Annotated in this window: 29 protein-coding genes and 6 pseudogenes; 17 read left to right on the plus strand and 18 right to left on the minus strand. The window is 68.7% G+C overall.

Annotated elements, in window-relative coordinates; all coding sequences use genetic code 11:
• Positions 1-196 precede the first annotated feature (196 nt).
• Both ACTWPV_RS48740 and ACTWPV_RS48745 read left to right on the plus strand, forming a co-directional pair.
• Positions 197-2,260, plus strand: a complete 2,064-nt coding sequence (locus tag ACTWPV_RS48740) for a molybdopterin-dependent oxidoreductase (protein WP_443157065.1) — start codon at positions 197-199, stop codon at positions 2,258-2,260.
• A gap of 380 nt (positions 2,261-2,640) precedes the next feature.
• A complete protein-coding gene (locus tag ACTWPV_RS48745; protein ID WP_443157066.1) occupies positions 2,641-3,249 on the plus strand; it encodes a TetR/AcrR family transcriptional regulator in 609 nt (202 codons plus the stop codon).
• Positions 3,250-3,330: 81 nt separating this feature from the next.
• Here the strand turns inward: ACTWPV_RS48745 and ACTWPV_RS48750 are convergent, their stop codons facing one another.
• From ACTWPV_RS48750 to ACTWPV_RS48765, 4 genes and pseudogenes are all read right to left on the minus strand, one after another.
• A complete protein-coding gene (locus ACTWPV_RS48750; protein WP_443157067.1) occupies positions 3,331-3,927 on the minus strand; it encodes a hypothetical protein in 597 nt (198 codons plus the stop codon).
• A gap of 291 nt (positions 3,928-4,218) precedes the next feature.
• Complete coding sequence (locus ACTWPV_RS48755; protein ID WP_443157068.1) at positions 4,219-4,596, minus strand: FAD-dependent monooxygenase; 378 nt, start codon at positions 4,594-4,596, stop codon at positions 4,219-4,221.
• A 28-nt stretch (positions 4,597-4,624) separates the two neighbouring features.
• Positions 4,625-4,705, minus strand: a pseudogene (locus ACTWPV_RS48760) (FAD-dependent monooxygenase); the annotation flags it as partial.
• 235 nt (positions 4,706-4,940) lie between these two features.
• Positions 4,941-5,303, minus strand: a complete 363-nt coding sequence (locus ACTWPV_RS48765) for an SPW repeat protein (protein WP_443157069.1) — start codon at positions 5,301-5,303, stop codon at positions 4,941-4,943.
• Positions 5,304-5,499: 196 nt separating this feature from the next.
• Between ACTWPV_RS48765 and ACTWPV_RS48770 the strand changes: the two genes are divergently transcribed.
• Positions 5,500-6,450 (plus strand): SDR family oxidoreductase, encoded by a 951-nt coding sequence (locus tag ACTWPV_RS48770; protein ID WP_443157070.1) that lies wholly within the window; start codon positions 5,500-5,502, stop codon positions 6,448-6,450.
• A 112-nt stretch (positions 6,451-6,562) separates the two neighbouring features.
• Here the strand turns inward: ACTWPV_RS48770 and ACTWPV_RS48775 are convergent, their stop codons facing one another.
• The 10 genes and pseudogenes from ACTWPV_RS48775 to ACTWPV_RS48820 all read right to left on the minus strand — a co-directional run bounded on the left by ACTWPV_RS48775 (position 6,563) and on the right by ACTWPV_RS48820 (position 11,600).
• Complete coding sequence (locus ACTWPV_RS48775) at positions 6,563-7,024, minus strand: ester cyclase (RefSeq protein ID WP_443156956.1); 462 nt, start codon at positions 7,022-7,024, stop codon at positions 6,563-6,565.
• 130 nt (positions 7,025-7,154) lie between these two features.
• Entirely contained in the window at positions 7,155-7,280 is a 126-nt protein-coding gene (locus ACTWPV_RS48780) for a hypothetical protein (protein WP_443157071.1), read from the minus strand.
• A 31-nt stretch (positions 7,281-7,311) separates the two neighbouring features.
• Positions 7,312-7,479 (minus strand): hypothetical protein, encoded by a 168-nt coding sequence (locus tag ACTWPV_RS48785; RefSeq protein WP_443157072.1) that lies wholly within the window; start codon positions 7,477-7,479, stop codon positions 7,312-7,314.
• 51 nt (positions 7,480-7,530) lie between these two features.
• Positions 7,531-7,959: an integrase core domain-containing protein gene (locus ACTWPV_RS48790; protein WP_443157073.1), complete on the minus strand. Its 429-nt coding sequence runs from the start codon at positions 7,957-7,959 to the stop codon at positions 7,531-7,533.
• A 233-nt stretch (positions 7,960-8,192) separates the two neighbouring features.
• Positions 8,193-8,495: a hypothetical protein gene (locus tag ACTWPV_RS48795; protein WP_443157074.1), complete on the minus strand. Its 303-nt coding sequence runs from the start codon at positions 8,493-8,495 to the stop codon at positions 8,193-8,195.
• Positions 8,496-8,538: 43 nt separating this feature from the next.
• On the minus strand, positions 8,539-9,000 hold the full coding sequence (locus ACTWPV_RS48800; RefSeq protein ID WP_443157075.1) for a hypothetical protein: 462 nt from the start codon (positions 8,998-9,000) through the stop codon (positions 8,539-8,541).
• Between the two features lie 58 nt (positions 9,001-9,058).
• A pseudogene (locus tag ACTWPV_RS48805) lies at positions 9,059-9,400 on the minus strand (FAD-dependent monooxygenase); the annotation flags it as partial.
• A 59-nt stretch (positions 9,401-9,459) separates the two neighbouring features.
• Positions 9,460-9,609, minus strand: a pseudogene (locus ACTWPV_RS48810) (FAD-dependent monooxygenase); the annotation flags it as partial.
• A gap of 187 nt (positions 9,610-9,796) precedes the next feature.
• Positions 9,797-10,450 carry an organomercurial lyase gene (gene merB / locus ACTWPV_RS48815; RefSeq protein WP_443157076.1) on the minus strand — a complete coding sequence of 218 codons (654 nt, stop codon included), beginning with the start codon at positions 10,448-10,450 and terminating at the stop codon, positions 9,797-9,799.
• 22 nt (positions 10,451-10,472) lie between these two features.
• Positions 10,473-11,600 carry a WD40/YVTN/BNR-like repeat-containing protein gene (locus ACTWPV_RS48820; protein ID WP_443157077.1) on the minus strand — a complete coding sequence of 376 codons (1,128 nt, stop codon included), beginning with the start codon at positions 11,598-11,600 and terminating at the stop codon, positions 10,473-10,475.
• 473 nt (positions 11,601-12,073) lie between these two features.
• Here ACTWPV_RS48820 and ACTWPV_RS48825 point away from each other — a divergent pair, with 473 nt between their 5' ends.
• The 3 genes from ACTWPV_RS48825 (at position 12,074) to ACTWPV_RS48835 (ending at position 15,147) form a co-directional block, all read left to right on the plus strand.
• A complete protein-coding gene (locus tag ACTWPV_RS48825) occupies positions 12,074-12,220 on the plus strand; it encodes an NmrA family NAD(P)-binding protein (protein WP_443157078.1) in 147 nt (48 codons plus the stop codon).
• A gap of 270 nt (positions 12,221-12,490) precedes the next feature.
• Positions 12,491-12,913, plus strand: a complete 423-nt coding sequence (locus ACTWPV_RS48830) for a hypothetical protein (protein WP_443157079.1) — start codon at positions 12,491-12,493, stop codon at positions 12,911-12,913.
• 476 nt (positions 12,914-13,389) lie between these two features.
• A complete protein-coding gene (locus ACTWPV_RS48835) occupies positions 13,390-15,147 on the plus strand; it encodes a M14 family zinc carboxypeptidase (RefSeq protein ID WP_443157080.1) in 1,758 nt (585 codons plus the stop codon).
• A gap of 454 nt (positions 15,148-15,601) precedes the next feature.
• Here ACTWPV_RS48835 and ACTWPV_RS48840 read toward each other — a convergent pair whose 3' ends face one another.
• From ACTWPV_RS48840 to ACTWPV_RS48850, 3 genes and pseudogenes are all read right to left on the minus strand, one after another.
• The gene (locus ACTWPV_RS48840; RefSeq protein WP_443157081.1) at positions 15,602-16,456 is read right to left on the minus strand and encodes a hypothetical protein; all 855 of its coding nucleotides are present in this window, start codon (positions 16,454-16,456) and stop codon (positions 15,602-15,604) included.
• A gap of 1 nt (position 16,457) precedes the next feature.
• The gene (locus ACTWPV_RS48845; RefSeq protein ID WP_443157082.1) at positions 16,458-16,958 is read right to left on the minus strand and encodes a SigE family RNA polymerase sigma factor; all 501 of its coding nucleotides are present in this window, start codon (positions 16,956-16,958) and stop codon (positions 16,458-16,460) included.
• A gap of 835 nt (positions 16,959-17,793) precedes the next feature.
• Positions 17,794-17,954: pseudogene (locus tag ACTWPV_RS48850) on the minus strand (IS701 family transposase); the annotation flags it as partial.
• Between the two features lie 74 nt (positions 17,955-18,028).
• On the opposite strand from ACTWPV_RS48850, the gene ACTWPV_RS48855 reads away from it, so the two are divergent.
• From ACTWPV_RS48855 to ACTWPV_RS48865, 3 genes are all read left to right on the plus strand, one after another.
• A complete protein-coding gene (locus tag ACTWPV_RS48855) occupies positions 18,029-18,778 on the plus strand; it encodes a hypothetical protein (protein ID WP_443157083.1) in 750 nt (249 codons plus the stop codon).
• Positions 18,779-19,321: 543 nt separating this feature from the next.
• A complete protein-coding gene (locus tag ACTWPV_RS48860) occupies positions 19,322-19,468 on the plus strand; it encodes a hypothetical protein (RefSeq protein ID WP_443157084.1) in 147 nt (48 codons plus the stop codon).
• 112 nt (positions 19,469-19,580) lie between these two features.
• Positions 19,581-20,126 (plus strand): GNAT family N-acetyltransferase, encoded by a 546-nt coding sequence (locus tag ACTWPV_RS48865; protein ID WP_443157085.1) that lies wholly within the window; start codon positions 19,581-19,583, stop codon positions 20,124-20,126.
• Positions 20,127-20,345: 219 nt separating this feature from the next.
• On the opposite strand, the gene ACTWPV_RS48870 is transcribed toward ACTWPV_RS48865, so the two are convergent.
• On the minus strand, positions 20,346-20,609 hold the full coding sequence (locus ACTWPV_RS48870) for a hypothetical protein (protein WP_443157086.1): 264 nt from the start codon (positions 20,607-20,609) through the stop codon (positions 20,346-20,348).
• Between the two features lie 156 nt (positions 20,610-20,765).
• Between ACTWPV_RS48870 and ACTWPV_RS48875 the strand changes: the two genes are divergently transcribed.
• The 8 genes and pseudogenes from ACTWPV_RS48875 to ACTWPV_RS48910 all read left to right on the plus strand — a co-directional run bounded on the left by ACTWPV_RS48875 (position 20,766) and on the right by ACTWPV_RS48910 (position 24,949).
• The gene (locus ACTWPV_RS48875; protein WP_443157087.1) at positions 20,766-21,239 is read left to right on the plus strand and encodes a hypothetical protein; all 474 of its coding nucleotides are present in this window, start codon (positions 20,766-20,768) and stop codon (positions 21,237-21,239) included.
• A 146-nt stretch (positions 21,240-21,385) separates the two neighbouring features.
• A pseudogene (locus tag ACTWPV_RS48880) lies at positions 21,386-23,290 on the plus strand (prolyl oligopeptidase family serine peptidase); the annotation flags it as partial.
• A gap of 8 nt (positions 23,291-23,298) precedes the next feature.
• Positions 23,299-23,538: pseudogene (locus ACTWPV_RS48885) on the plus strand (NucA/NucB deoxyribonuclease domain-containing protein); the annotation flags it as partial.
• Positions 23,483-23,806 carry a transposase gene (locus tag ACTWPV_RS48890; RefSeq protein WP_443157092.1) on the plus strand — a complete coding sequence of 108 codons (324 nt, stop codon included), beginning with the start codon at positions 23,483-23,485 and terminating at the stop codon, positions 23,804-23,806. The pseudogene ACTWPV_RS48885 and the gene ACTWPV_RS48890, both read left to right, overlap by 56 nt.
• Before the next feature lie 15 nt (positions 23,807-23,821).
• A complete protein-coding gene (locus ACTWPV_RS48895) occupies positions 23,822-24,148 on the plus strand; it encodes a hypothetical protein (protein ID WP_443157088.1) in 327 nt (108 codons plus the stop codon).
• Positions 24,130-24,444, plus strand: coding sequence for a transposase (locus ACTWPV_RS48900; RefSeq protein ID WP_443157089.1), 315 nt, complete (start codon positions 24,130-24,132; stop codon positions 24,442-24,444). The genes ACTWPV_RS48895 and ACTWPV_RS48900 overlap by 19 nt, the downstream gene beginning before the upstream one ends.
• Positions 24,441-24,716 carry a hypothetical protein gene (locus ACTWPV_RS48905; RefSeq protein ID WP_443157090.1) on the plus strand — a complete coding sequence of 92 codons (276 nt, stop codon included), beginning with the start codon at positions 24,441-24,443 and terminating at the stop codon, positions 24,714-24,716. The genes ACTWPV_RS48900 and ACTWPV_RS48905 overlap by 4 nt, the downstream gene beginning before the upstream one ends.
• Complete coding sequence (locus ACTWPV_RS48910; RefSeq protein WP_443157091.1) at positions 24,659-24,949, plus strand: transposase; 291 nt, start codon at positions 24,659-24,661, stop codon at positions 24,947-24,949. The genes ACTWPV_RS48905 and ACTWPV_RS48910 overlap by 58 nt, the downstream gene beginning before the upstream one ends.
• Positions 24,950-25,473: the final 524 nt, after the last annotated feature.

Raw genomic sequence — 25,473 nt, forward strand, 5'->3', positions numbered from 1 at the left:
CGATCCGGAGCTGGACGCCCCGGCCGTACTGGACGCCGCGCTCGCCCAGCTGCGAGCGTGAACCGGTCGTTTGGCGGATTAGGCGCTACGGGCCCTCCTGCGAACCTGCGGGCATATCGAGTTTCCACCATGCCCTTGGAAAGCCCCGGAGAGGTCGACGATGCCGAACGACAACGCGCCGGACACAGTCAGCCGGTTGGCCACCTGCAATCTCTGTGAGGCGATGTGCGGCCTGCGCGTCGGCCTCGCCGGGGATCGCGTCACCGGGATCCGCGGAGACGTGGAGGACCCGCTGTCCCGCGGGCACATCTGTCCGAAGGCCGTCGCCCTGCAGGATGTGCACAACGATCCGGACCGGCTCAGGAGCCCGGTCCGGCGCACGTCCTCCGGCTGGGCGGAGATCTCCTGGGACGAGGCGCTGGATCTGGTCGCGGACCGGCTCGCCGAGATCAGGGACGAGCACGGCGCGGACGCGGTGGCGACGTTTCTCGGCAACCCGGTGCTGCACAGCCTGGGGGCGATGACGCACGTCATGCGGCTGGTCCGGCTGCTCCGGACGCGTAACCGGTTCTCCGCCACGTCGGTCGACAACCTGCCCAGCCAGCTCACGTCCTACCTCCTCTACGGTCACCAGTGGCTGCACCCGGTGCCTGACCTCGACCGCACGTCGTTCTTCCTGGTATTCGGGGCGAATCCCGTGGTCTCCAACGGCAGTCTGATGTCCGCGCCGGACATCTCCCGGCGGCTTCGCGCGCTACGCGAGCGCGGTGGCCGGATGGTGGTGTTCGACCCGCGGCGCACCGAGACGGCGAAGCGCGCCGACGAGCACCATTTCGTCCGGCCCGGCACCGACGCCGCGCTGATCCTCGCGATGGCCCAGGTGATCCTCGCACGGGGGCCGGTCCGGCCGGCCGCCTACGTGGACGGCCTGGAGCAGGTACGCCGCGCGCTGGAGGACTTCACGCCGGAGCGCGCCGCGCAGATCACCGGGGTGGCCGCCGATACGATCCGCCGGCTGGCCCTGGAGTTCGCGGCGGCCGATTCGGCGGCGTGCTACGGAAGGGTGGGCGTCTCCACCCAGCGGTTCGGCGCGTTGTGCCAGTGGGGCATCCAGCTGCTCAACCTGATCACCGGGAACCTCGACCGCCCAGGCGGCACCCTGATGTCCACGCCGGCGCTCGACCTCGTCGGTGGCGGGCAGATCGACGCGGGTGGCTACGACCGGTGGCGCAGCCGGGTGCGTGGACTACCGGAGTTCGCCGGCGAGTTCCCGGTGGCGGCCCTCGCCGAGGAGATCACCACACCCGGTACGGGACGGGTACGCGCGCTGTTGACGGTCTCGGGCAACCCGGTACTGTCGACGCCCGGCGGGCATGTCCTGTCGGCGGCGCTGGCCAAGCTGGAATTCATGGCCGGCGTCGACTTCTACATCAACGAGACGACCAGGCACGCGGATGTGATCCTTCCGCCTACCCACGTCCTCGAACGAGATCACTACGACTTGATCTTCAGGCTCTTCGGCATCAGAGACACCGCCCGCTACACGCCCGCCGTCCTTCCCAAGCCGACCGGCGCGCTCGACGACTGGGAGATCTTCAGCGGGCTGGCCGAGCGGCTCGGGGATTCCGGGCCACGGGTGCCACCGGCCCGGATCGTAGACCTCGGGCTGGCCGCCGGGCCGTACGACCTGACCCTGGCCGGGCTCGGCGACCACCCGCACGGCCTCGACCTGGGCCCGCTGAAGCCCAGCCTGCCCGGCCGGCTGCAAACCCCGGACCAGCGGATCAACGCCGCGCCCGCGCTCGTACTCGACGACATCGAACGGGCCAGAACCGAACTGCTCACCCCGCGGCCGGCGACCACGCGACTGCTGCTGATCGGCCGGCGGCACCTGCGGGACGCGAACTCGTGGCTGCACAACTCGGCCCGGCTGACGAAGGGCCGCGCGCGGCACCATCTGCTGATGAACCCTGCCGACATGGAAGCGCGCGGGCTCAGCGAAGGCGACCTGGCGCGCGTCCAGTCGTGGCCGGGGGAAGTGACGGTCCCGGTCGCCGGCAGCGACGACCTCATGCCCGGCGTGGTGAGCCTGCCGCACGGCTTCGGGCACGTCTTCGAAGACGTACGGCTGGCCGTGGCCCGCGAGGTCGGCGGCGCGAGCGCCAACGATCTGACCGACCCGATGGTCGTCGACAGGCTCGGCGGCACCTCCGTGCTCAACGGCGTGCCGGTGACGGTCAGCCCGGCGGGCGAGTCCTGACCGGCGCGATCACGACCCGCTCGGAAGAGCGGGAGTATGACCTCGTCCACGAGCTGGGTGACCAGTTCCTCGGCCGGGACCGTGACGCCGGACAGGAAGGGGGCGTAGATCAGTGCCGGTAGATCAACGCCTTTCCGGTCCGCGCGCACCACGACGCCTTCGACGGTGAATCGCGCATACCCGTGTTCGGCCAGTTCGGCGAGCAGCACCTGAATAATGGTTATTTTGAGTTTCTCGCCCCGGCGGCGCGGCTTTCGGCGCAAGTCGTCAGTCATGGAACAGAGGCTCTCGATCAGGCCTCCTCATCACTCGATTAAGTCTCTTGCTGATGACTTTTAAGTCTCATAAAGGGGATACAATCGCGACCGAGGAGGCAGGCAATGCGTAAGACTGGACGTCGGCCGGGGACATCCACCACCAGGCAGGAGATCGTGGCCGCCGCGGCGGCCTCGTTCAGCTCCCACGGTTACGACGGGACGAGCATGCGGCAGGTCGCCGCGGACGCGGGTGTGGACCCGGCGCTGGTGCGCCGGTTCTTCGGCGGCATGGAGCAGCTCTTCAGCGCGGTCGTCGCCGAGGTCTTCCAGCCGGACCGCGCGATCGTCACCCTGCTCGACGGCCCGCGCGGCACCCTCGGCCGCCGGCTGCTCGGCTACGTCCTCAGCCTGCTCGGCGACGTCGACGCGCCCGGGCCGCTGCTCGGCATCATCCGCTCCGCCGCCACGAACGAGCACGCCGCGGCCCAGGTCAGGGAGTTCCTCGCGGCAGACTTCCTCGTCAAGCTCATCCGGACGCTCGGCATGGACCACCCCGAGCTGCGCGCGACGCTGACGGCCAGCCAGCTCGTCGGCCTGGTCATCACCCGCTACGCCGTACGCGCCGAGCCCTTCGTCGCCGCCGGCCCCGACCAGCTCGCCGACTGGGTCGCCCCGACCCTGCAGCGCTATCTCACCGGCCGGGCCCCAAGCCGGCAGCCACCGAGCCGCTAGCCCGGCGGCGGGCTGGGGCGGGAACCGAGGCTCCCGCCCGGCGCCCGGGCCATCACCCCTGAGCGACCCAGCATCCGGCCGTCAGCCCTGAGCGGCGAGGACGGCTTCCAGAGCCTCCAGCGCGGCGACTGCCCTGGTGACGCCCATCTCACCGGTGAAGCGCACCGCGTCGCGGACCTCGTCCACGCTCGCGGCGGCCAGCGCCAGCTCGACGTGCCGGCGGAACGACGGGCCCAGCTCGCCGAGCGTGACATGCGCGGTCAGCGCGACGAACGCGCGCTCGCGCGCGGACAGCCGATCCTCGGTCCAGGCCCGGCCGAGGCGAGAGGCGAGAAACTCCCCCAGCCACCGGTCGGCCACCGGCACCACGGCTTCGGCCCGCTCCTCGCCGCTCCGTTCCGGGTCGACGTCGGCGGCGACCTTGAGCCCCAGCTCGGCGCCGTATCGCCGCAATGCCTCCAGCGAGCTGGCCGCGGCCGGATAGCCGGCGTACGGGGCCACGAAGCGGATCAGCGCGAGCATGTCGCCATAGGAGACGCCGTGCATGTTCATCGCCTGGATGTGCATCTTGAACGCGAGCCCGACGTTGGCCAGGCAGATGTCGTGCGCGGTGACCTGGAGCAGCTTCTCCCGCGCGCTCGTGCCCGACAGGCCGAACGTGGCACCGCCCGTCTCCAAAGCTCCGCTCGAACTCGCCGTCCACGTCGGCCAGCGGACCACTGGGCAGCTTTGAGGCGGTCCGGCTCCGGGGGTGCGACAACGCCACCGGGCTGCTGACCGGCCACTGGTTCGACGGCCACGGCAGGTACGGCAGGCTGACCCGGTCGTCGGGCGCCTGGCGCTCGTCGCTGTGAAACCTGGACACCCAGCGGCCGTCGTGCATGCCGAAGGCAGTCCTGGTGATCTCCCGCACCTCGGCCGGCTCGAGCGGGGTGTCCTCGGGGACCTCGTACCGCCGGTCCCACGCGATCACCGGTACCAGCCGTCGCTGAAGGAGGCGAAGAAAGAGAAGCCCTCCCGGCAGATCTGCACGACCAGATCCCGCTCGGGGGCCTCGGTGACCTTGACGTCGGCGATCATCACGGACCGGATCGCCGAGTGCCCCACGTACGGCAGGTCGAGGGCCTTACGTACGGCGTTCCGCACGCCGTCGGTGCCCACGACGTACCTCACGTGCACCGCCTCCCCCGACCGCAGGCGCACCTCGACCGAGTCACGGTCCTGGCTCAGCCCGACGACCCCGGCGCCGCGCTCGATGCGGGCGCCGAGCCGCCTGCCCCGTTCTTCCAATACCCGTTCCGTGTTGTACTGCGGCGTGGACAGCAGGGAGGGGAACCTGGTCGGCAACCGGGTCAGGTCGAGGTCGAAGCTGCCGAACAGCTGTCACGTCGATGCCCGCACGTGCCAGATCACCGGCGAGCAGCAGGCCGGTCGGCCCGGCCCCGACCACGATCACCTCGGCGCCGAATCCGTCATCGATACCTCCTCCTGAGGCGGCCGGCCCGTCACGCCGCAACCTCCGCGAGGCAGGCCGGCCTCGAATTTCGGCATGCGGCCGCGCGACGCGAGCCCGGCGCCCGCGGCCACTGCCTCTTCAGGCGCGGCGGCCACCGAATCCGTCAGCCGACCGGCGGCGACGCGACCATACGAGAAAGCCCGGGCGCGGTGCCCGGGCTTGTCGGTGACGGCGGTCAGTGCCGCGGCTGGACGGCCGGGGGGCCGGTCGGCCTCCTGGTCGCGGGCAGGGCCCACAGCGCCAGGCAGCCGACCAGGATCCCGCCCACCCAGGCGGTCCAGGCAGCGGCGGCGAGCCCGGTGAAGGAAATGACCCACGGCGCGGCGATCGCCAGCACCGCCCAGATGACGTTGGTCCACTGGCTGACCGCCGACGAGGGTTGCGCCAGCGCCCACAGCGCTGTGCAGACGATCAGCACCCCCATCATCACCAGAGCCGTCGCCGCACCGGAGTCGGTGTCCGTCCAGACGGGCGCCAGCGCCAGGTACAGGCCGACCGCGATGTTGGTCCAGTCCTGCCAGCGTGTCCATGGCTTCATGGGTTCCTCCTTTGGGATGAAGCCGATCTTTCGCCGGGTTCCTCGGTCAGAAGCATCTCGGCACTTCGAACGCTAGAAATGCCGGCAATTTTCCGAATCCGCCAAGTGACGCGGCGGGTGACCAGTCCGTTCTCCCTTCCGTGCGTGTCACCTTCTCAGTCGTACCGAACGAAACGGTTCGGAATGTGGTCGCGGCTTGACATGCCAAGCAAGCGGAGCCGACCATGACGCCAAACGACAGATCGGTGCCTGCCGACTTGCCCGCGAATCCGGCCACTTTCGTGATCGTCGCCGTGCATGGCGAGAGCTCGTTCCGCGCGATCCGTTCTTGGGCGGCTCCCGTCGGATGACAGATGCGCCACATCGAGCCGGTGACGTTTCGTTGAGCATCATGAGGACGGAATTGCGGGGAAGAACGGTTCTGATCACCGGCGGCACCAGCGGCATCGGGCGGGCACTGGCCGTGGAACTCGACCGGCGCGGCAACACCGTGATCGTCTGCGGCCGGCGCACGGATCGGCTGACGGAGCTGCGCGAGCGACATCCGGGCATAGCCGTACATCAGTGTGATCTGGCCCTCGACGGCCAGCGGCAGCAGTTGGCCGACCAGCTGACAAAGGAGTTCCCGAGCCTTGACATGGTGGTCAACAACGCCGGGATCCAGCTGAGGTCCGACGTTTCCCGGCCGATCGACCCAGCGCGGCTGCGGGCGGAGACCGACGTCAACGTGATCGCACCCACCCACCTCACTTCACTGCTCGCCGGGCAGCTGGCCGGGAAGCCGGGTGCCACCGTCGTCAACATCACGTCGGCACTGGCGTTTGCACCGCTGGTCACGGTGGCCTTCTACAGCGCCACCAAGGCCGCCATACACTCCCTGACGATCTCTATGCGCGAGCAGCTGAAGAAACTCGGAATCCGGGTAGTAGAGGTCGCACCACCAGCGGTGGACACCGAACTCGGCAGCGACCTGCGAGACGACCTCACCGCCACGCACGGCGGCATGCGGGTCGCCGAATTCGTGACCGAGACCGTCACCGGCCTCGAAGCGGGCGCCGAAGAGATCCTCGTGGGTCTCTCCCAGCAGCTCAAGGCCGACCCGGAAGGGATGTTCGACACGCTGAACTCGATGTTCGACCGGGGCTAGATGTTCTGCCAGTGACCCGACCTACCACGAAAACCGGCTGCACCCGGTGAATCCCTCAGGACCGGGTACAGCCGGTGTCCCGCAGCGGGTGTGCGGGCCGCGGAGGCCGGAGTCAGCTCACCGTGGCGTTCGCTCGATCGCGCCAGGCGGCGAATCGGGCCGCGGCGTCGTCCGTGGGCACGCCGAGCTGTTCCCACATCTGGTTGAAGTCGTAGAAGAAGCGTTCTGTGGCGATCAGCTCGTCGCGGACGTACCAAAGGCACACGTACGGCAGCTCGAACGCGGCGCCGGTGGGCTCGATGCCAGCCAGCGGGCCGCGCATCGTCCCGGTGATCGTGCCCACCGCCATCACCAGGTCGTCGATCTCCACGAACTCGTCCATCTGCACCGCGTAGTCGGGAAACGCCCCCAGGAACGCGGTGAACTGCTGCTGGGCCTCCCGCTTGCCGTGCGAGGCCGACTGGAAGGCGACGGTCTCGAACACGACGTCCTCGTGGCACCACTCCAGGCAACCGGGCACGTCACCGCTGGTCTTCGCGGTGGAATGCGCCCGCACCACCTCTTTCGGCGTCATGGCCGCCCCCTTTTCGCTTCTCGTTGTACATCGACGGATAAACCGTAGGAAGCCGGGGCCGGGCGGCGCATCTGCCGCTCGACCGGTCACCGGCGGGCCCCCGGCCGGCCCTCCGGCGGGGTGGTCTCGCTCAGCCGGCGAACCTGATCGGCACGGTGACCGCCTCGTTGGCCCGGCTGACCAGCACCTCTCCCCGATGCACCTCGATCGGGCTGACCCCGAACCTGTCGGCCAGGCTCTGCTGCACCCCGGTCACGGTCGCCTCGGCCCTGGTCGCCGCCTCGGCGTCAGGGAAGAAGGTGACCGTCAGCGCAGTCCCTTCTCCCGTGTTGACCGCGGCATAGCACGCTGCCGACTTCCTCCGGAATACGGTCCGCGAACTCACGATCCACCTGTTTGATCATCTCGTCGAAGGAACCGGTGCCGGTGTCGTAGCGCCAGATCATCGCGTACATGAATCCTCCTTGATCGCTCTGTCGCATCAATATAAGTCCCCAATCGGGGACTTATGTGTCCGTCAACTGACCGGGCATCCATTCCTGTACCGCTTCAGAACCCATCACATAGGGCTTGAACTGGGGATTCTCTGCAGTGGCCACGCGGCTCGGTGAGACTCGGTGATCAAGCAGCCGAGCACCCTCCGGCGTTGGACCCGACCTTCCAGCGGCACGACGGGACTGGTGCGGCCGATGGCCGTTGTGGTGATCGACGTGGTCACCGAGCACCGACCGCAGGTGCTGTTCGTTGTAGATCGGCATGCGGTCGGTGCACTCGGCCCGCACAGTACGTACCCACCGTTCGGCGTAGCAGCTGGCCCGCGACGTGCGTGACGGGGTCTTCACCACCGTCACGTCCGCGCCGGCGAAGACCTCGTCGAAGACAGTGGTGAACTTCTCGGTCGCTGATGAGGAAGCGGAAGGATCTGATCCGGTCACCGAGGTCCATGAGCGGGTTGCGAACCTGCTGAGCCGTTCAGGCACCGGTGGGCTGGCGGTCACACCAGGATGTGCACATGCCGGGTGGCGACTTCCATCACGAACAGCACGTACCGGCGCCTCAAGGAGATCGCGTCGACATGGAAGAAGGCGACGGCCAGCAGCCCTTCGGCCTGGGCGCGCAGGAAGACCCTCCATGAGGTGTCGACGACTCGGGGAGTCGGCCTGAATCGCTAATCCCGGAGGATTCGGCGTACGGTCGCTTCGCTGATCCGGTAGCCGAGTCGGAGCAGCCGACGGTGCCCGGCCGGCAGTGTGCCCGGCGTCATGAGTCGATGAGCCCGCAACCCGGGCGGCAAGAGCCGTGCCAGCGCGGCCAGGATCGCTCGATCGGCCCAGTCCGGCTTCGGCCGGGCGACCTGACGCCGCAGCACCGTCACCTCATGCCGGAGCACCATGATCTCGGCATCCTTGGCCGCCTCACTTCGGCCCAGGAGGATCAGCCAGCCGAACACCCGGATCACGACCAGATACATGAGACGGAGAGACACAAGAACCGATCTTGCCCGTACCACCGCATCACGTCGATCTGCAGGTCAAGCGCCCTGCGACAACTTTTAGAGCACTACAGGGTTCCGACGTTGGGTCAAACGACAGCACCGACAGGAAAGGGGGCCGCCATGACCCGTGACGTGCGGGAGGTTTGGGGTGGTCCCTTCCGACCGAGGCACCGAAGATCCGGCATGCGGTCCCCCGGGCGCGGGCCGGGCGTCCACCGGCGCGAGCCCCAGGGCACGAGCGGCCCGTGCCGGTGGCTGATGCCGAGTTGGGAGGTGCCCAACCACAGCTTGCGCTGGACAGCGGCAGGCGCAGGACCGGCACCACGAACTTGTCACGAACCAGGCGTTTGCCGCGGGTGGACGGCAGCATGATGTCGACCGCGGTGCTGGTGGCCCACAGCACCTTCTGGGCCAGCGGACGCCGCTCGCCCTCGTAAGTGTCCAGCAGGCGGCAGTCGGCGCGGCCCAGCGCCACGAGCACAAGCTCCCACGCCAGGTTCTCCGCGTCGCCCAGGCCGGTGTTCTGTCTGGCCGCCGGACGGGCTCTGGATGTGCGCCGCGTCGCCCGCAATCAGGATCCGGCCGTTGCCGTAGGCGTCGGCCGGCCGGCGGCGGATGCGTAACTCCGAGACCCAGCAGAACTCCGTGACCAATTCGCGGCCCATCCCGCTGCGGCGGGAGAACTCGCTCAGCACGCGCTCGGTGATCTCCTCGTCGGACAGGCCGTCCGGCAGGTCAGACGGTGGTTCGGTGAAGACCCGCCAGGTGTCGTCCGGCAGCGCGGTGACCGACAGCATGTGGCCGGCCTCCATCCAGGTGGTGCTGCCGTTCCTGTCCAGCGGCCACTTGGCCCGTACGTCGACCATGAGCAGGCGTTCCATGACTTTGCGGCCGGAAAGCCGATGCCCGCGAGCTTGCGTACCGTGCTGTGGGCGCCGCCACAGCCGATCAGCCAGTCGGCGTCGAGCCGCTGCTCGGTGCCATCCACCGCCTGGACGATGGCCGTGACGCCGCTGTCGTTCTGGGTGGCCCCCACCAGGCGTCGGCTGGTGCGCGACGGCCTGCCCGACGTGGAGGCGCAGCACGCCACGTGGCTCCAGGACCAGCGCGCATGAGGTGGTGGCGGGACCGTCGGCGGCGTCCACGAGCCGTACGGGGACGCCGCGCAGCGCGGAGCGCCAGCCCGGTGCGCCCGGCGGCTGCGATGAGAAACGGTGTCGATGACTCAGTAAACGATACGGTACCGATTACTAAGTTTCTCCACCGGGGCCGGGTCGTCAGGTTGTCCGCGCCTGCCAGAAGGGCCCGGTCAACCCCAACCTCGCGAAATACTCGGCGCTGGCCGCCGGGTCGCGGCGCTGGTAGCCGGGGTCGAGCCGGCCCGCGTACCAGCCGTGGGCCAGCCGCCACAGCGTCGTCAGGTCCATGACGTATCCGCGGTCATGGCCTGTACGGCTCAGCCACACCTCCACGCAGTCCGGCCCGCAGAACAACCGCTGGTTCGCGCACGTGTGGAGCACGTTGTCCCACATGCGGGCGACGGGCACGAGGAAGTGCGCCACCTGCTCGCCCTCCGGGGGTGCCTCGCGCCCCACCGCCCAGGCGTGGGGCGCCGCGCAGTTCGGGCAGCGGGTGGCGACGAGGACCTCGCCCTCCGCGCTGAGCAGGTGGGGCAGCGCGAAGGAGTCCCAGGCGCAGCCGCCCCACCACAGCGTGCTCTGCCCCATCACGGAGAAGCCGAGCGGCACTGCGGAGAACGGGTGCGCCATGACGATCCGGCCGTCGCGCATGACGAGGTCGCGGCCGGCACCGAGCCGGTCGAGCGCCTCGATCACCTGCTCGCGCGGCAGGGAGACGGCCAGATCGTCAACAGTGGGCGCTCGGCCCGTTTCGGCGAAAGAACGATAGACGGCCAGGCGGATCGCTTCCATGGCGTCACCGTACCGGGGAGGGTCAGACCTCCTCGGCGACGCCCAGGTACATCACGCGCGGGTCCGTCGGGTTGAACGCCATCGAGGTGACCCGGTCGTAGGCGTTGTGGGTGGTGGTGACCTGACCGGTACGGGCGTCGTAGCGGTAGACGTCGGTGCCGATGCCCTGCCAGCCGGTGCCCCACACGAAGTAGAGCACGCCCGGGTCCGCCGGGTGGGCGGCCATCTCCGGCCCGTTGGGGAGGGTGATGGCGCTGGTCTGGTCCACGATCGGGGCGAAGGTCGCTCCGCCGTCGAGGGAGCGGTAGATGTGCCGACCGTCGGACGGCACCTGCTCGTGCGATTCCTTCAGGTTGATGCCCATGGCGTACACGACGTTCGGCGCGGCCGGGGAGATCGTCGCGCTGAACACGTTGACCTTCTCCCCGGGCTCTCCCAGACCGGTGGATCGGGTCCACGTCCGCCCACCGTCGTAGGTGACGCGGATGCCCTCCCACACGGTGCCCAGCACCACGTGGTCCAGGTCGTCCGGGTGGAAGACCGCGGTGTAGATCCGCTGCGGCTCGCCGCCCTGGAAGGCGGGCGTGCCGACCGGCTCCCAGGTGCGCCCGCCATCGCGTGACTCGCGCAGCTGCCCGTCGCCGTCCATCACCCGCAGGCGGTCGCGGTGCAGCGGATCGGCGCCCAGCCCGGCCACCTCGCTCGTCGGCGAGGTCAGCGGCGTGACGCCGCCGGGGGTGACCAGCGAGATGGCGCCCTGGTTGTCCCACGCGTAGGCCCGGCCGCCGCGGGCCGCGGTCAGCCGGATGTACCAGCCGTTCACCTCGCCCACCCGAGTCCAGGTGCAACCGGCGTCCTTCGAGGTCAGTAACGTGTTGTTCGACATGGCGAGCAGGCGGCCCGGACGGTCGAGCGCGACGAGCCCGGTCGTGTAGACGACCGGCTTCAACGCCTGGCTGGTCGCCATGATCGTCTTGCCCTCGTCGCGGGTGAACGTCACCGACCCGTCGCCGGTGACCGTCTCACAACGCGGCTGGTGCCGGCCGCCGCGACCGTCGACGCCGGCCGCGGGGTCGTCGGCGACGGCGGGCGCCGCGGACGACAGCGCCACGAGCGCGGCCGTGATCCCCAAGGTGATCATCTTTTTCACGGACTGCCTCCTTGACAGGCTCAACCGGGGAGGTCCCCACTCCGTCCTATAGCGGGGCCGATCGCTCAAGGTAGAGTGGAGTGCTGGCAGGTTCATGACATTGCAGGAATGCGACAGCCTCGCGGTGATCGCTGCGGGAAGAGATTTCAGCGCTGCGCTCCGGGCTGGGAAGAGGCCGGGATCACCGCCGTACGCTGGGGCGGAGAGGGTGGCGCAGCCCCGGCGGGGGTGCCCGCAGAAGGCCGGCCGCGCCGGGAGACCGGTCGGATGACAGATGCGGATACGACGCAGATGCCGTTGAGTGGGGCGGTCATGGACACGCGAACACACGGCAGAGCGCTTGTGCCGGGTATCCGGGTTCAGCCGGATCAGCGGCCCCCGCCGGAGGCCTGTCAGCGGGCAGGGCGGCCGGATCCGATCGTACGAAGCCCACGCGCCCATGGGCGGCGCGCGGAAAGAAGGAGATCTCCAACGTGATCCTGGTAACCGGCGGCACCGGAAACGTCGGCTCCGCTCTGGTGAGTCAGCTGGTCGATGCCGGCGAGAAAGTACGCGTGATGACCCGGGACCCCAGCGGCCGTTCGTTCCCCGACGGGGTCGAGGTGGTGCCCGCGACCTGACACGGCCGGACACCCTGCCGGCGGCGCTGTCCGGTGCCGGGCGCGCGTTCCTGTTCCCCGTGTTCGACGCGGTCGGCGCTTTCCTGGAGGCGGGCCGGCAGGCCGGGCTGCGGCATGTCGTGCTGCTGTCCTCCTCGGCCGTCACGTATCCCGCACCGGGGTGGATCGGCGGCCTGCACCTGGAGGCCGAGCGGACGGTCGCCGCGTCCGGGCTGGCCCACACGTTCGTGCGCCCCGAGGCGTTCATGACCAATGACCTCGCGTGGGCCCATGAGATCCGCCAGAGCGGCGTCGTACAGGGGGGCGTACGGCATCGCCGCCACGGCCCCGGTGGATCCGCGCGACATCGCCGCGGTCGCCGCCCGCGCGCTGCTCGATGAGCGGGCCGACCAGGCGTACGTGTTGACCGGGCCGCAGTCGCTGACCGAGGTCGAGCGGGTGCGCATCATCGGGGAGACGATCGGGCTGCCGTTGCGGTTCGAGGAGTCGCCCCATGAGGAGTTCCGGGAGCGGCTGCTGTCGCACGGAATGCCGGTGCCGGCGGCCGACTCCCTCCTCGATCTCCTGGCCGCCCGGTCCGGCAAGACCGCGCCGGTGCTGCCGACCGTCGAGAAGGTCACCGGCCGACCGGCGATCACCTACTCCCAGTGGGCCGCCGACCATGCGGCGGCGTTCGAACCGGCGCCCGCCTGACGGCCGTCACCCGATCACGCATCTCAGGGCAGTGCATGACACGCGCTCTACCGACGGGTCTCGCTCCAGGAGGCCCGGCTGAGCGATGGGGTCGGCGAGAATCCCGAGCATGGCGGCGACCTCGGGGGCGCAACGGCGGGACGGCCGCCGCAGCGTACAGACTCCGGGTCGGAGCGGTTGGACGAGACCCCCGGCATCGGTCCCGGCTCGCCCAGGCGATCATGCGGAGGTAGGGCAGGACATGGCGCAGTTCCGCGCCGCTGGGTGCCCCTGGTCGGAGCACGCACAACTCAGACCGGGCGTGCGGGCTGGGGCGTGCAAACCACGCACCCGCGTGGGCCGGAAGGACAAGCGCCAAGCAGCGCCAGTTCAAACCACTGCCCAGCCGGAGCCCGAGCCGGCTGGAATCTTGGTCGTGGGGAGCGCGTCGTCGCTCATACTGCCATGATCTGTTTTGACACGTCAGAGAGCCGTTGATGAACCTGCACACCCTTGCCGAGCAGTCGCAGTTCCGCCTGACCGGGCGGCTGGAAGAAGTCGAGACCCTGTGTGCGGCCTTCGCCGAACGCTGGCCCGAGCAGGTGCGCAGCTTCGTCTTCGGCCACTCGGCACAGGGACGCCCGCTGCGCGCCCTGCTGGTTACGCGCAGCGGCGCGTTCACACCAGGCGCCCTGAGAGAACGCGGCATCCCGGTGCTGCTGGTGCAGGCCGGTATCCATCCGGGTGAAAGCGACGGCAAAGACGCGGGTTTCGCCGCGCTGCGCGAACTCCTCGGCGGTTACCCGCTGACCGGCCCGGCGGGCGGATCACCCATCGAGACCCTTCCGCCCCAGGGAGATCCGCTGGAGCATGTCGCGGTCCTGTTCGTGCCTGCCTTCAACGCCGACGGCCACGAGCGGACGGGCCGCTGGAACCGTCCCAACCAGATCGGCCCGGACGAGACCGGCTGGCGCGCCACCGCGCACAACCTCGACCTCAACCGCGACTACACCAAGGCCGACGCTCCCGAGATGCGAGCCCTGCTGGCGCTGGTATGCGATTTCGACCCGCTCGTCGCTGCCGACCTGCACGCCACGGACGGAGCCGACTTCGAACCCGACGTCTCCATCCAGGTCGAGCCCATCCACCTCGGTGATCCCCACCTCCATCCTCTCGGCACCGCCCTGCGCGACGCGCTGATCGGCAGACTCGACGCGCAAGGCTCGCTGGCGCTGCCCTTCTACCCCGACCCCATCGTGCTCGACGACCCCGCCTCCGGCTTCCAGGTCACCGCCTACACCCCGCGCTACTCCACCGGCTACTTCCCGGCCAGAAACCGGTTCACCGTGCTGGTGGAGACCCACTCCTGGAAGGACTACGCCACCCGGACCCGCGTCAGCCGCAACGCGATCATCGGCCTGGTCGAGATCGTCGCCTCGTACGGCACCCCATGGCGCGCGGCCGTGGCGGAAGCAGATCAGCGCGCCGCCCGACTGGGCGGCGGAGAGGTCGTACTGGACATCGCGATCGACCAGCACCCGACGGCCACCATCGACTTTCGCGGCTACGCCTACACCCGCGACCTCTCACCGATCTCCGGCGAACCGGTCACCGTCTACGACCCCGCCACCCCGCAGATCTGGCGTGTCCCCTTCTATGGCAAGGTCCTGCCGAAAGTCCGTGTACGCGCACCACGTGGCGGCTACCTCGTGCCAAGGGAGTACGCGGCGATGGCCGCGGACACCCTCGCCCTTCACGGGCTCGTCTTCCATGCCCTCGACAAGGACGCCGGCCAGCTGAGGACCGAAGCGTTCCGCGCCACCGGCATGCAGTTCTCACCGATCCCGTTCGAAGGACGGACGCAGCTCGCCCTCCAGGGCGAATGGCGTGTCGAGTCGCAGCCGTTGCCCGCGGGCAGCTTGTTCGTGCCGATCGAGCAGCCCGGCGCACGCCTGGTGATGACGCTGCTGGAACCGCAGGCACCCGACTCGCTCGCGGCCTGGGGGTTCTTCAACAGCCACTACGAGTTCAAGGAATACGTCGAACCCTACGTCACCGAAATCTTCGCCCGGCGCATGCTGAAGCAAGACCCGGCGCTCGCCGCTGAGTTCCAGCACAGACTGGCCGAAGACCCGGCCTTCGCGGCCAACCCCGAAGCACGCCGTGAGTTCTTCGTACGCAGGCACCCCTCCTGGGACACCCTCTACGCGATGTACCCCATCCTGCGTACCGACGCGGTTCCACCCCTGGCCTGAGCTCCTCTGCGGACGCCTCAGCGTCGTCGGCGCACGCGACCTGGAACGGTCTTCCCCTGACGCCCTGCCTTGCGCAGCACCGTCCGGATGATCTCAGCGTCCCGGTCCCGCCTGGATCAACAAGCCCAAGAGCGACGAACCGACGAACACCACAGAGAAGGCGACACAGAACGGCCCAGCTCTCCCCGCCTGGGGTGTCTTGGCAGGTTCCGGAGCGAGTGCCCGCTTCACTACGCCTGTCCGGACCTTCTTGTTGACACACCCGTCATATGACGGATGTGTCGCGATGGGGCGTATGTCAGCCTGTAGGGGCCGACGCGGGATCAGGTACCGACGGTCTTCCCCGTCCCGCCTCGTGCGCGGGAGAGCACGGGTCGGCCTGACCGGATCATGCGACCACCGAGCCCTATGCTCACCTGGACGTTGGCAATCAACCTGGACAAGATCGTCCCGCTCATCCGAGACTTCCTGGGCCACGCCAGCCGAACCCCACGCTCTCGTTACGGCCCGCGATCCGGCCTGCCGCATCGTAGGCGGTCACGGTGACGGGCGGGGTGTCGACGAAACGCTCCGGTTCACCGCTGTTCCTGCTCTTGCGGGAGACGGTCTTGGTCAGCGTCCTGGCGATGAAGAAGCCGTTGCTCACAACGGCGTCCGTACGCTCGCCGGGGGACCATGCGATCGTCACCCGCCGCACGTCGAGAGCGACTCGGCCGGCGACAATGCGCACGTAATTGTCATGGGGCGGCGGGTTCTCCCGATACCAGTAGTGCGTCGCATAGACGTCCACGCTCAGCTTGCCGGGGAACCCGGCCACGTCCCCCGGCACCTTGTTGCCCCAGTAGGTGAAGACCGGGGGCTCCGGCAACTCTTTCGTCGGCGTGCACAGAACGAAGCCCTTGGCGCTGCCCACAAGGGCGCTGGAGCCGTTCTTGTCCCGGTATTCCGCCAAGACACGGAAATCCCGCACCGTGCCGTGTGCCGGGTTGCGCCGGTCGGGGTTGACGTTGACGGACGGGCCGCCGGCGGGCATGCACTCACGCACCAGCCGGAGCTGCTCGGGGGTGTTCGGCGGCAGCTCACGGACCGGCGGCTCGGCGACCTTCGCGGTCATCTGCGCCCCGTCAAGAGGGAAGAAGAAGCCGAGCCCCGCGGCCAGCGTGGCGATGGCGGCGAGGGACCACGACAGGCGGCGGCGCGCCGATCGGGCGGTCGCGCGGGCGGCGTAGGCCGAGGCGTTCACCGGGAGGGCCTCGTCGGCCATGCGGCGCAGTCCCTCGGCGATAGTGCGCTCGTTGACGGTCGTCATGTCAGGCCTCCAGGGCGACGGGTTCGCCGACCAGCTCGCGGAGCCGGGCGATCGCCTGATGCGTCTGGCTGCGTACGGTGCCGACCGAGCAACCCATGATCTTGGCCACCTCCGACTCCGGGAGATCTTCGTAATAGCGCAGCACCAGCACCGCCCGTTTGCGCACAGGCAGCGCACGTAACGCCTGGTCGAGGGTGATGCGGTTGTCGACCTCGGCGGTCCGGTCCCCGGTCGCCCGCTCGGGCACGGCGTCCATCACGCGTTCCCTGCCCCACCCCGGGCTCCGCCACCGGTCCACCTGTTCGTGGTACATCACCCGGCGCACATACATCTCCGGATTGCCGCGGATCCTCCGCCAGCGGCCGGCCGTCTTGGCCAACGCGCTCTGCAGGAGGTCCTCGGCGGCATGCTGGTCGTTGGTGAGGACGTACGCGAGCCTGATCAGGCTGTCCGAGCGGGCGGCCACGAAGTCGGCGAAGTCGCGTTGCTGGTCGGGATGCACGAGTCTCCTTGAGGCGGGGGTCTCGCCCTGTTCAGACGTGTCCGGGACCGTGTTTCTATGGCGTGCTCGTGCGCCGGGCCTGGGGACGGTTCGGCCGCACCCGGCGCATCGGCCCCTGTGAGCTGCGCCGGGGCGTCCTTGCCCTGATCGCCGAGGAGCCACGTCGCAACTACCGGTTCATGAGCCGCCTGGACGACCGCATCGACCTCAGCCATTCAACCGGGGCGTAGCTGGTGCTCCAGAACTGCGAGGATTCGGATGTCGAAGCCATATCCGCGGCAGGAGCAGGTGCGCCTTTCCGGTGAGTGAGTGTATCGGGTGGGACGCCGGTCGTCTGTCACCGCCGACAGAAAAGGGCTGGCCGGTCACGCGGGCGCGGTCCTGCTGCACAAGATCGCCGATCGAGTGGGGCTGACCCAGATGCTCGGCGGACTGTGGCCGGATGGACAGAGTGAGACCTACGGCTTTCAGCGCGCCATGAGGCGCTCTGGCGTATCTCCGGCGCAGCCGGAAGGGACGCGGAAGGAGGTTCCCGGGCCTGATGATTCACCTTGATGGGAAACGCTGACGGGACCAGAGCATGTCAGGAACCTGGCGGTCAGACCGAGACGCTGCGGGTGGTGCGCCAGGAGGCCCGCGTGACATGGCGAAAGCTGTATTGCCCGAACCCCAATCCTCAGCGGAGACAACCTGGCTGAAGCCACAGTCATGTTCCGTGATCTAGAATTGGATCTTGTTGTGGCGTAGCCATCGTTCCCAGTAGCGGCTGCTGCGGGCGCGGGCTCAGTGGGCGCGTCGGTGGTGTGACCATGCCAGGGAGCGATGGCGGCGCTGGTCAGATGTGCCAGGAGCCGGCGGATCTCGGCTGGGGCGAGGAAGACCAGGCCGCACGTGCTTTTGGGGCATGAGCGGCGGTGACGGCGAGGTAGTCGTGTGCGAGCATGGCCAGGGTGATGTGGCGGTGCCACCGTCGTAGCGGCGGACCTGATACGGGTCCTGCGGGAAGGCGCGGGTCGTCGTCGCGGTGCCGCATCCAGCGTCAGGCGAGATCCTCCGGTGGGAGCCAAGTGGTGCGAGAGACTGACACGTCACCGTGGACGGCCGCGAGATTCCCGCACGGCGTTGCGCCTGCCTTACCGGCCGGCGCCGCCTTTCTGCTGGTCTGCCTGCTGCCGCTGGGCGCGACCGCGGGGGTGTTCGCGGCGACGGCCGACACGGACTGGTCGTCTCTGGCACTGTTCGTCGCCATATTCGCCAACCTCATCCTCGCCCCCCTTCTTTCCACGATGGTCGCTGTCAATCTGGAGCCGACGGTCAAGCCGCGCCTGATCGGATGTTTCGTCGTGGCGACGCTGCTCGGCATCGGCCTCGGCGGGAACGCGGCCATCCACGCAAACCAGGCATACCTGCACTGGTACGGCATGCCCAAGCAGGCGCGGATCTCCCTGGTGGAAGTCGACGACGCCAAGCGCGTCGTGCGCTGCACATACATCCTGGGCGGCGTCTTCGCCGATCAATGGATGGACGAGTTCCCGGTCGAAACTCAGCCGGATCGTGCGGCGTGCGAGGCCAAGGTCGGCACGGTCATCGAGGTGATGGTCGACCCGCGACGGCGCGTCCAGCCGCGCACAAGTGCTGACCTGGAGGGTATCGGCACGGCGCTGTGGATCGAGGGCGGGCTGCTGCTGATGGCGGGGCTCGGCGCCGTGACCACCGCGGGCATATCCGTCCGGCCACACAGGGGCCCGACGGAGGCGGGGCGGGTGGTGATCGATCGCCCCGCCCCGCGACGCCGACCCCGGCCACGTCGGCAAAGGTGATGTCAGGGCCTCGGCGAAGCCCCGCAAGCGCGTAATGCGGGCACCTGGACGGGGAACGATCAGGTCGAACGCGGAAAGTGATCTTCCCGAGCCGAGGCGATCTCCGCCTCAACCGTCCGCCGGGATCCTGACCGCCGACGTGGTCAAGTCCTGGCAGCACACCTCCTGGACCATCATCCACGACCCCGACTTCGCCACGAAGGCCGCCCGCGTCCTCGGCCTCTGCCAACGCCTCTGGAACGGACAACCCCTCACCGGCAACGACCATGTGATCTCCACCGACGAGGGACCTCGATCCAGGCCCGCTGCCGCCGTCCCACCCTGCCGCCCGGCGCCGCCTCGCGCCGCCCGCACGATGCGCGTCAACCACGGCTACGACTGCGGTGGCGCACCGGCCCACCTCGGCCTGGCCGCCTACGACGTCCACTGGGGCTCAGTTGATCGGTTCCTTCTTCGAGATGCTCGACGAACTCGCGTTCTACGCCCTTGCGGTGGCCATCACCCTGGTGCCGACGGCTGCCGTCCTGATCGGCAACACGCGTCATGGAAGGTGTCATCGCGGTCCTGATCGGCGGCGTGTTCGCGGCGATCATCCTGATCGTCAGGAAGGTCTTCCTCTTCGAAGAGCTCGGGCGCTACCTTGGCGACGCCCCCGCGCAAAGGTCCTGGCCAGCCGCACCAGCGGGCTGATGTTGCGGGCCAACCAGCGCGCGCCACGACCCCGGGACGCCCGCAGCTCACCCTCGGCGCCGGTCATTTGATCGATTGACGTCCCGTATGTACCGTCAGCACGATCGGATGCGTGCAGATTGACTTCTCCAGATTCTCCGCGCCTGCCGACACCGAGGGCCTCGTCGAGTTCCTGACCGGCGAAGAGCGGCCCTTCCACGCGGGCATTCCCGATGCGGAGGCGACCAGAAAGCGCGCCGTCGACGGCCTCTACGACAACGAGGAGAGCCGCACATTCTGGATCCTCACGGACGACGGCCGCCGGGCCGGCCTGGTCCGCCTCCAGGACCTCACCGACGACACCCCGATGTTCGACCTGCGCGTGGCCAAGGCATGGCGCGGCCGCGGCCTCGGCACGGCGGCCGTCTCGTGGCTGACCTCTTACCTGTTCAAGGAGTTCCCGGAGATCACGCGGATCGAGGGGAGCACGCGTCAGGACAACCGGGCGATGCGGGCGGTGTTCCGCAAGTGCGGCTATGTGAAGGAGTCGCATTACCGGGAGGCGTGGCCGAGCCCGGAGGGGACATGCCACGACTCGATCGGTTATGCGATCCTCCGGCGGGACTGGGTCTCGGGGACGGTGACGGTGCCCGACTGGAACGACGAGCCGGGCGTGTAGGGGTCCGAAAAGGAAGAGCCCTTCGCCTCCGAGCTGCCCACCCGCTCTGACCCCCCGCCTGCGGCTCCCGGACGAGCCCCACCGCTTTCGGGCTTCAGCGAGCCCGGATTTCCTGATCTAGGCGTCCAGGGCGCGGGGTGGGTTTCGGCCCGTCGAAAAGACGGCCCTGCCAGCCGCCATCTGCGCCATCCCCGCAGGTGGATAGGTATGAAAGGTCGTCTACACAAAAAACTGATCGATGACCCCGTCGTAGGTTTCCTGGTCGGGCCCGAGAGTGATCTTTAAGTAGATCTCCAACGAGGTGTGGCTGGTGTGGCCGGAGTACGGCTTCTTCCACGATGACTCGAACAGGTAGGCCGCGCCTTTCTCGCGGGCGGCGGCGATGTGCGGTGCGAGGGTCTCCTTGTAAGTGGCGGGGCAAGGGGACGGTGCGGCACCACCAGCTTGACAACCGCCCGCCACATCCTGGCCGATCAGAACCAACGCCCGGCGGGGGCAACACCATCGGACGTCGTGCTGTGCGCCCGGGGAGCCGGTGTCACCACCACATCGACGTGGCTCGTACCCAGGCTGGTGACAGGACGACAAACCCGCTTCGCCCACGAGAAACCCTCGTCCGCCTGCAAATGGAGCTGCTGCGTGACGTCCGGCAACGCGAGCACCAGGAAGCTACCCAACCTCACCGAGGCTGCGGTCCGGGCACCGGCCCTCTTCGGCGACTGGCTCAATGCCCGTCTGGGATCGTTCGGTCAGGACACGTCGGCCGGTGCTCGGTCGTTCGCCTTCTCCCTGCACCGGGTCGTGCTGCTGCCGTACCCGGTGAAGAGGCTGCGTGCGCTGGGCCGGCACCGTACCGACGAAGCAGTCGCCGCCGAAACGATCCTGCGCCATCGGCACCGCGAGCAGCCCCCGATCGGCCGGGCACAGATCGTCGAGCTCCTAGCCGACTGCGCGCGCGGCCGTGGCAGTGCCTTCGACCTGCGTGCCTTCCATGACCGGTTGTGGCGCGAAGGCAACGTCCCGCTCATGTTGCAGCGCTGGAAACTGCTCGGCGACCGTGACCCGCTGGAGGCCGCCGACCGGCTGGCCGACGTCGTGAAGGAGTCCCGATGAACAACCCCAGCCTGCCCCTCCAATACGCGCGCACCCGCCGGTTCACCTTGGGCAAGCCGCGCTCGTTCACCCTTTCACCCGACGGTGGCCGGGTCGTCTTCCTGCGTACTCGGGGCGGGCAAGATCCGGTCACCTGCCTGTGGGAGATGGACGTCGCCTCCGGCCGCGAGCGCCTTATCGCCGATCCGGGGAGCACGGACGAGCAGCCGTCCCAGGCCGAGGCGGTACGCCGGGAGCGCACCCGCGAACAGAGTGTGGGGATCACGGCGTACAGTACCGATCAGCGTGTGCGGCGAGTGGCCTACGCTCTGGACGGGCAGATCTGGCTTGCCGACCTCGACGACGGCGATGGCCGGGTCCAACCTGTTCCCGCGCATGGCCCCGCCGTCGCCCCGTGCCTCGATCCGTCCGGCTCCAGCATCGCCTACGTGTCCGGTGGAGCGCTTCGAGCGATCAGCACGCGGGGCCTGACGGACCAGGCGCTGGCGGTGCCGGAGGGCTCGCAGGTCACGTACGGTCTGCCGGAGCATGTCGCCGCCGAATCCATGGGCCGGCAGCGTGGGTTCTGGTGGGCCCCGGACGGGGCCCGGCTGCTGGTGGCCCGCGCCGATGTCACCCGAGTACAGCGCTGGTACATCGCCGACCCGGCCGACCCGGCGCGCCCGCCGGTTGAGATCGCCTACCCCGCCGCGGGAACCGCCAATGCCGACGTGTCACTGTGGATCATCGATGTGAGCGGTGGCCGGGTGGCCGTCGACTGGGATCGCCGGGCGTTCGAATACGTCACCGCCGCGTGCTGGAGTAGGCCCGAACCCCTGGTGGTCGTGCAGAGTCGTGATCAGAAGACGATGCGTGTGCTCTCCGTCGACCCTGAGACCGGCGCCACCGCAGTACGCAGGCAAGACACCGACCCGTGCTGGGTCCAGATCGTGCCAGGCGTGCCCGCCCTCACCGCAGGCGGTCGTCTGGTCTGGACGGCCGATCTGAACGACACCCGGCGCCTGCTCATCGACGACGTTCCGGTCACCCCACCCGGCCTCAACGTCCGCGAAGTCCTCGGGACCGATGGTGAGACCGTTCTGTTCACCGCGTCCGCCGAACCGACGGAGACCGGCCTGTGGACCTACGCGCCCGACACCGGCTCTTTGCCGTTCGCTGACGGACCCGGCGTGCATCATGGCCATCGCCGCGGCGGGACGACCGTTGTCGTCGCCGAGTCGCTGGACCACCACGGCGCCCACATAACCGTGCATAGCAGCCAGGGGCAAGAGGTACCGATCACCTCCTTTGCGGAGACTCCTGTGCTGACGCCGCGGATCGAGCTACTGCGAGCAGGCGAGCATGAGCTGCGCACCGCAGTGCTCTTTCCGGCCGGCCATGTGCCCGGCTCCCGCCGGTTGCCCGTACTGATGGATCCCTATGGTGGTCCCGCGGCACAGCGCGTGCAGGCCGCGCGCGATCGATTCCTCGTGTCGCAGTGGTTCGCCGATCAGGGATTCGCGGTGATCGTGGCGGATGGGCGCGGCACTCCTGGCCGCGGTTGGAGCTGGGAGAGGGCGATCTATGGCGATCGGGCCTCAACAGCGCTGGCCGACCAGGTGACCGCGCTGCACGAGGCGGCCGACCGCCATCCTGACCTCGATCTGGGCCGGGTCGGCATCCGCGGCTGGTCGTTCGGGGGATTTCTCGCCGCGCTCGCGGTGCTGCGGGAACCGGAGGTGTTTCACGCCGCGGTGGCCGGCGCCGGCGTCTATGACCAGAGGCTCTACGACACTCACTGGAGCGAACGGTTTCTCGGCCACCCGGCTGACGACCCGGCAGCCTACGATCGTTCCAGCCTGATCGCCGACGCACCCCGACTTCGCCGGCCCCTCATGCTCATCCACGGGCTCGCCGACGACAACGTGAGCGCCGCCCACACCTTCCGGCTCTCGTCAGCGCTCACGGCGACCGGCCGACCGCACACCGTGCTGCCGCTGCCGAACGTGACGCACATGACGCCACAGGTGAACATCGCCGAAAAGCTGCTGATCGTCGAGGCGGACTTCTTCCAGCGAACACTGAGCACTTTTCGTGCGCAACAGGGGAGCCCGACGAGACGAAGTGGGAACACTGTGATGAGTTCCCGTTCGCAACTACGAAGCAGGGGGGGTGCTTACGAGGATCCCGGGCCCTCCCCCCGAAGTGTGGACACCTTGAGTGCCGGATGATGGACATCCGGAGGCAAGGAGTTCCACGTGGCGATGAAGTCGTATCCGCCGGAGTTCAAGGCGGACGCCGTCGCGTTGTACCTGTCTGACCCGAGCCGGACGTACGCGTCGGTCGGCCGGGGCCTGGGCGTGCACCCCGAGACGCTGCGCCTGTGGGTGCGTGAGGCCCGCGCGAACGGCACCGCCGGAGCCAAGAAGAAGGGGCCGGTCAAGGAGCCGGCCAGCGGGCCGCTATCGTCCGACGACGTGCTGGAAGCCGAGAACAAGCAGCTCAAAGCCCGGATCCGGGAGCTGGAGCTGGAGCACGACATTCTTCGCAAAGCTGCCAAATATTTCGCGGGCGAGACGAACTGGTGAGCCGCTTCCAGTTCGTTGCCGACCACCGCGACGCCGTTCGCCCGGCTGGGCGGATCTCCGGTATGGGACCGGGGCGTGGTGCTGGTACAACTCGCGGTGGCGATCGCGCTGGGAGCCAGGAGCATGCGGCAGATCGCCCTGCTGGCTCACCAGGAGCAGCTCTTCGGCAAGCCACCCTCGGATTCCACCGTGCGGCGGGCGTTGGAGCCCGTCGGGACGTCGGAGCAGCTGCAGGTCTGGATCGCCCGGGCTCGGGCGCGGGTACGGAGGCACGTGTGGCAGTTGGCCACCGCGACCGAGACGGGATTCCCCTGGCGTAGAGCGTGGCCGGCAAGGTGCTGACCGGCTGGATCGTGATCGACCTGGACGCCACGCTGATCACCGCACACTCCGATAAGCAGGGCGCTTCGGCGACGTTCAAGAAGGGCTATGGGTTTCATCCGTTGGCGGCCTGGTGCGCCAACACGCATGAATCGCTGGCGATGCTGCTGCGCACCGGATCGGCCGGCTCCAACACCGTGGCCGACCACGTGCGGGTGCTCACCGAAGCCATCAGGCAGATCCCCGACAGCTTCCGAGCCAAGATCTGGATCCGGATCGACGAGCGGGCGCCACCCATGAGCTCGTCGAACACATGAAGGGCCTGAACACCACCCGGCGCGCGGTCCGTTTCACCGTCGGCTGGAAGATCACCGGCACCGATGAGAGCGCGATCGCCAAACTGCCCGAGACCGCCTGGCAGGCCGCCATCCGCCAGGACGGCGAGGTCCACGCGCACGCGCAGGTGGCCGAGCTCACCGGCCTGGACGGACGCGCCGCGCTGTGGAGGACCGTGTCCGCTGCAACAAGGCGATGGGGCTGCGCAACCTGCCGTCCAAGACGTGGAATGTCAACGTCGGCTGGGTCCTGACCTGCAATCTCGCCGCCGATCTGCACGCCTGGACCCGGTTGCTCGGCCTGCACGACGATGCCGAGCTGGTATGCGCTGAGCCGCAGACCCTCCGCTACTGCCTCTGGCACCTGCCCGCCCGGCTGGTTTCTCACGCTCGCCGACGGATCCTGAAGATCAGCGTCACCTGGCCATGGAAGAACGCATTCCTGATCTGCTGGCAGCGTCTGTGTGCTCTGCCAGCGCCCACCTGACCAGTGCGAGCGCTTCCCGCCGATCCCGGAAAGGAGCGATGGGACCCCCTCGCGGCCCGTGGAACCGCTGTCCGCCCGAGCGTCTCGGGTGGTTGACGCGCCACTCGTCCGGATTGAACAGGACGATCAGGCAGAAAACTCCATCAGCCGGCATCGATCAAGAGGGACGACCACCTCGTGAGTCATCGAGGTCAAGGCCTCATCACGACACAAAGCCGTGACGAGAAAGGGCAAACGGCACATAATGGTGATGGTCAAGACCACATGGTTGCTCGGTGGTTGCTCGCGTGTACGCGATACAGCACGGCATCCATCATCACTTCCCGACACGACGGTGGGGGGAATTCCGCCCACAGCGATACGAAGTGACGCTCCGCGACACTGAGCGACACCCAGGTGTCAACGGCCGAGTGCGTGTCGCCGCTGGTGGCCGGATAGAGGTCCCCACGCCTTCGTAGTTGACTACTTCTTGGTGAGGCGTCCACCTGTCCGGGTTCGTGCCTGTTTCATGCGGAAGGACTCGC

It is taken from the genome of Nonomuraea sp. KM88 (assembly GCF_052245635.1).
Taxonomy (GTDB): Bacteria; Actinomycetota; Actinomycetes; order Streptosporangiales; family Streptosporangiaceae; genus Nonomuraea.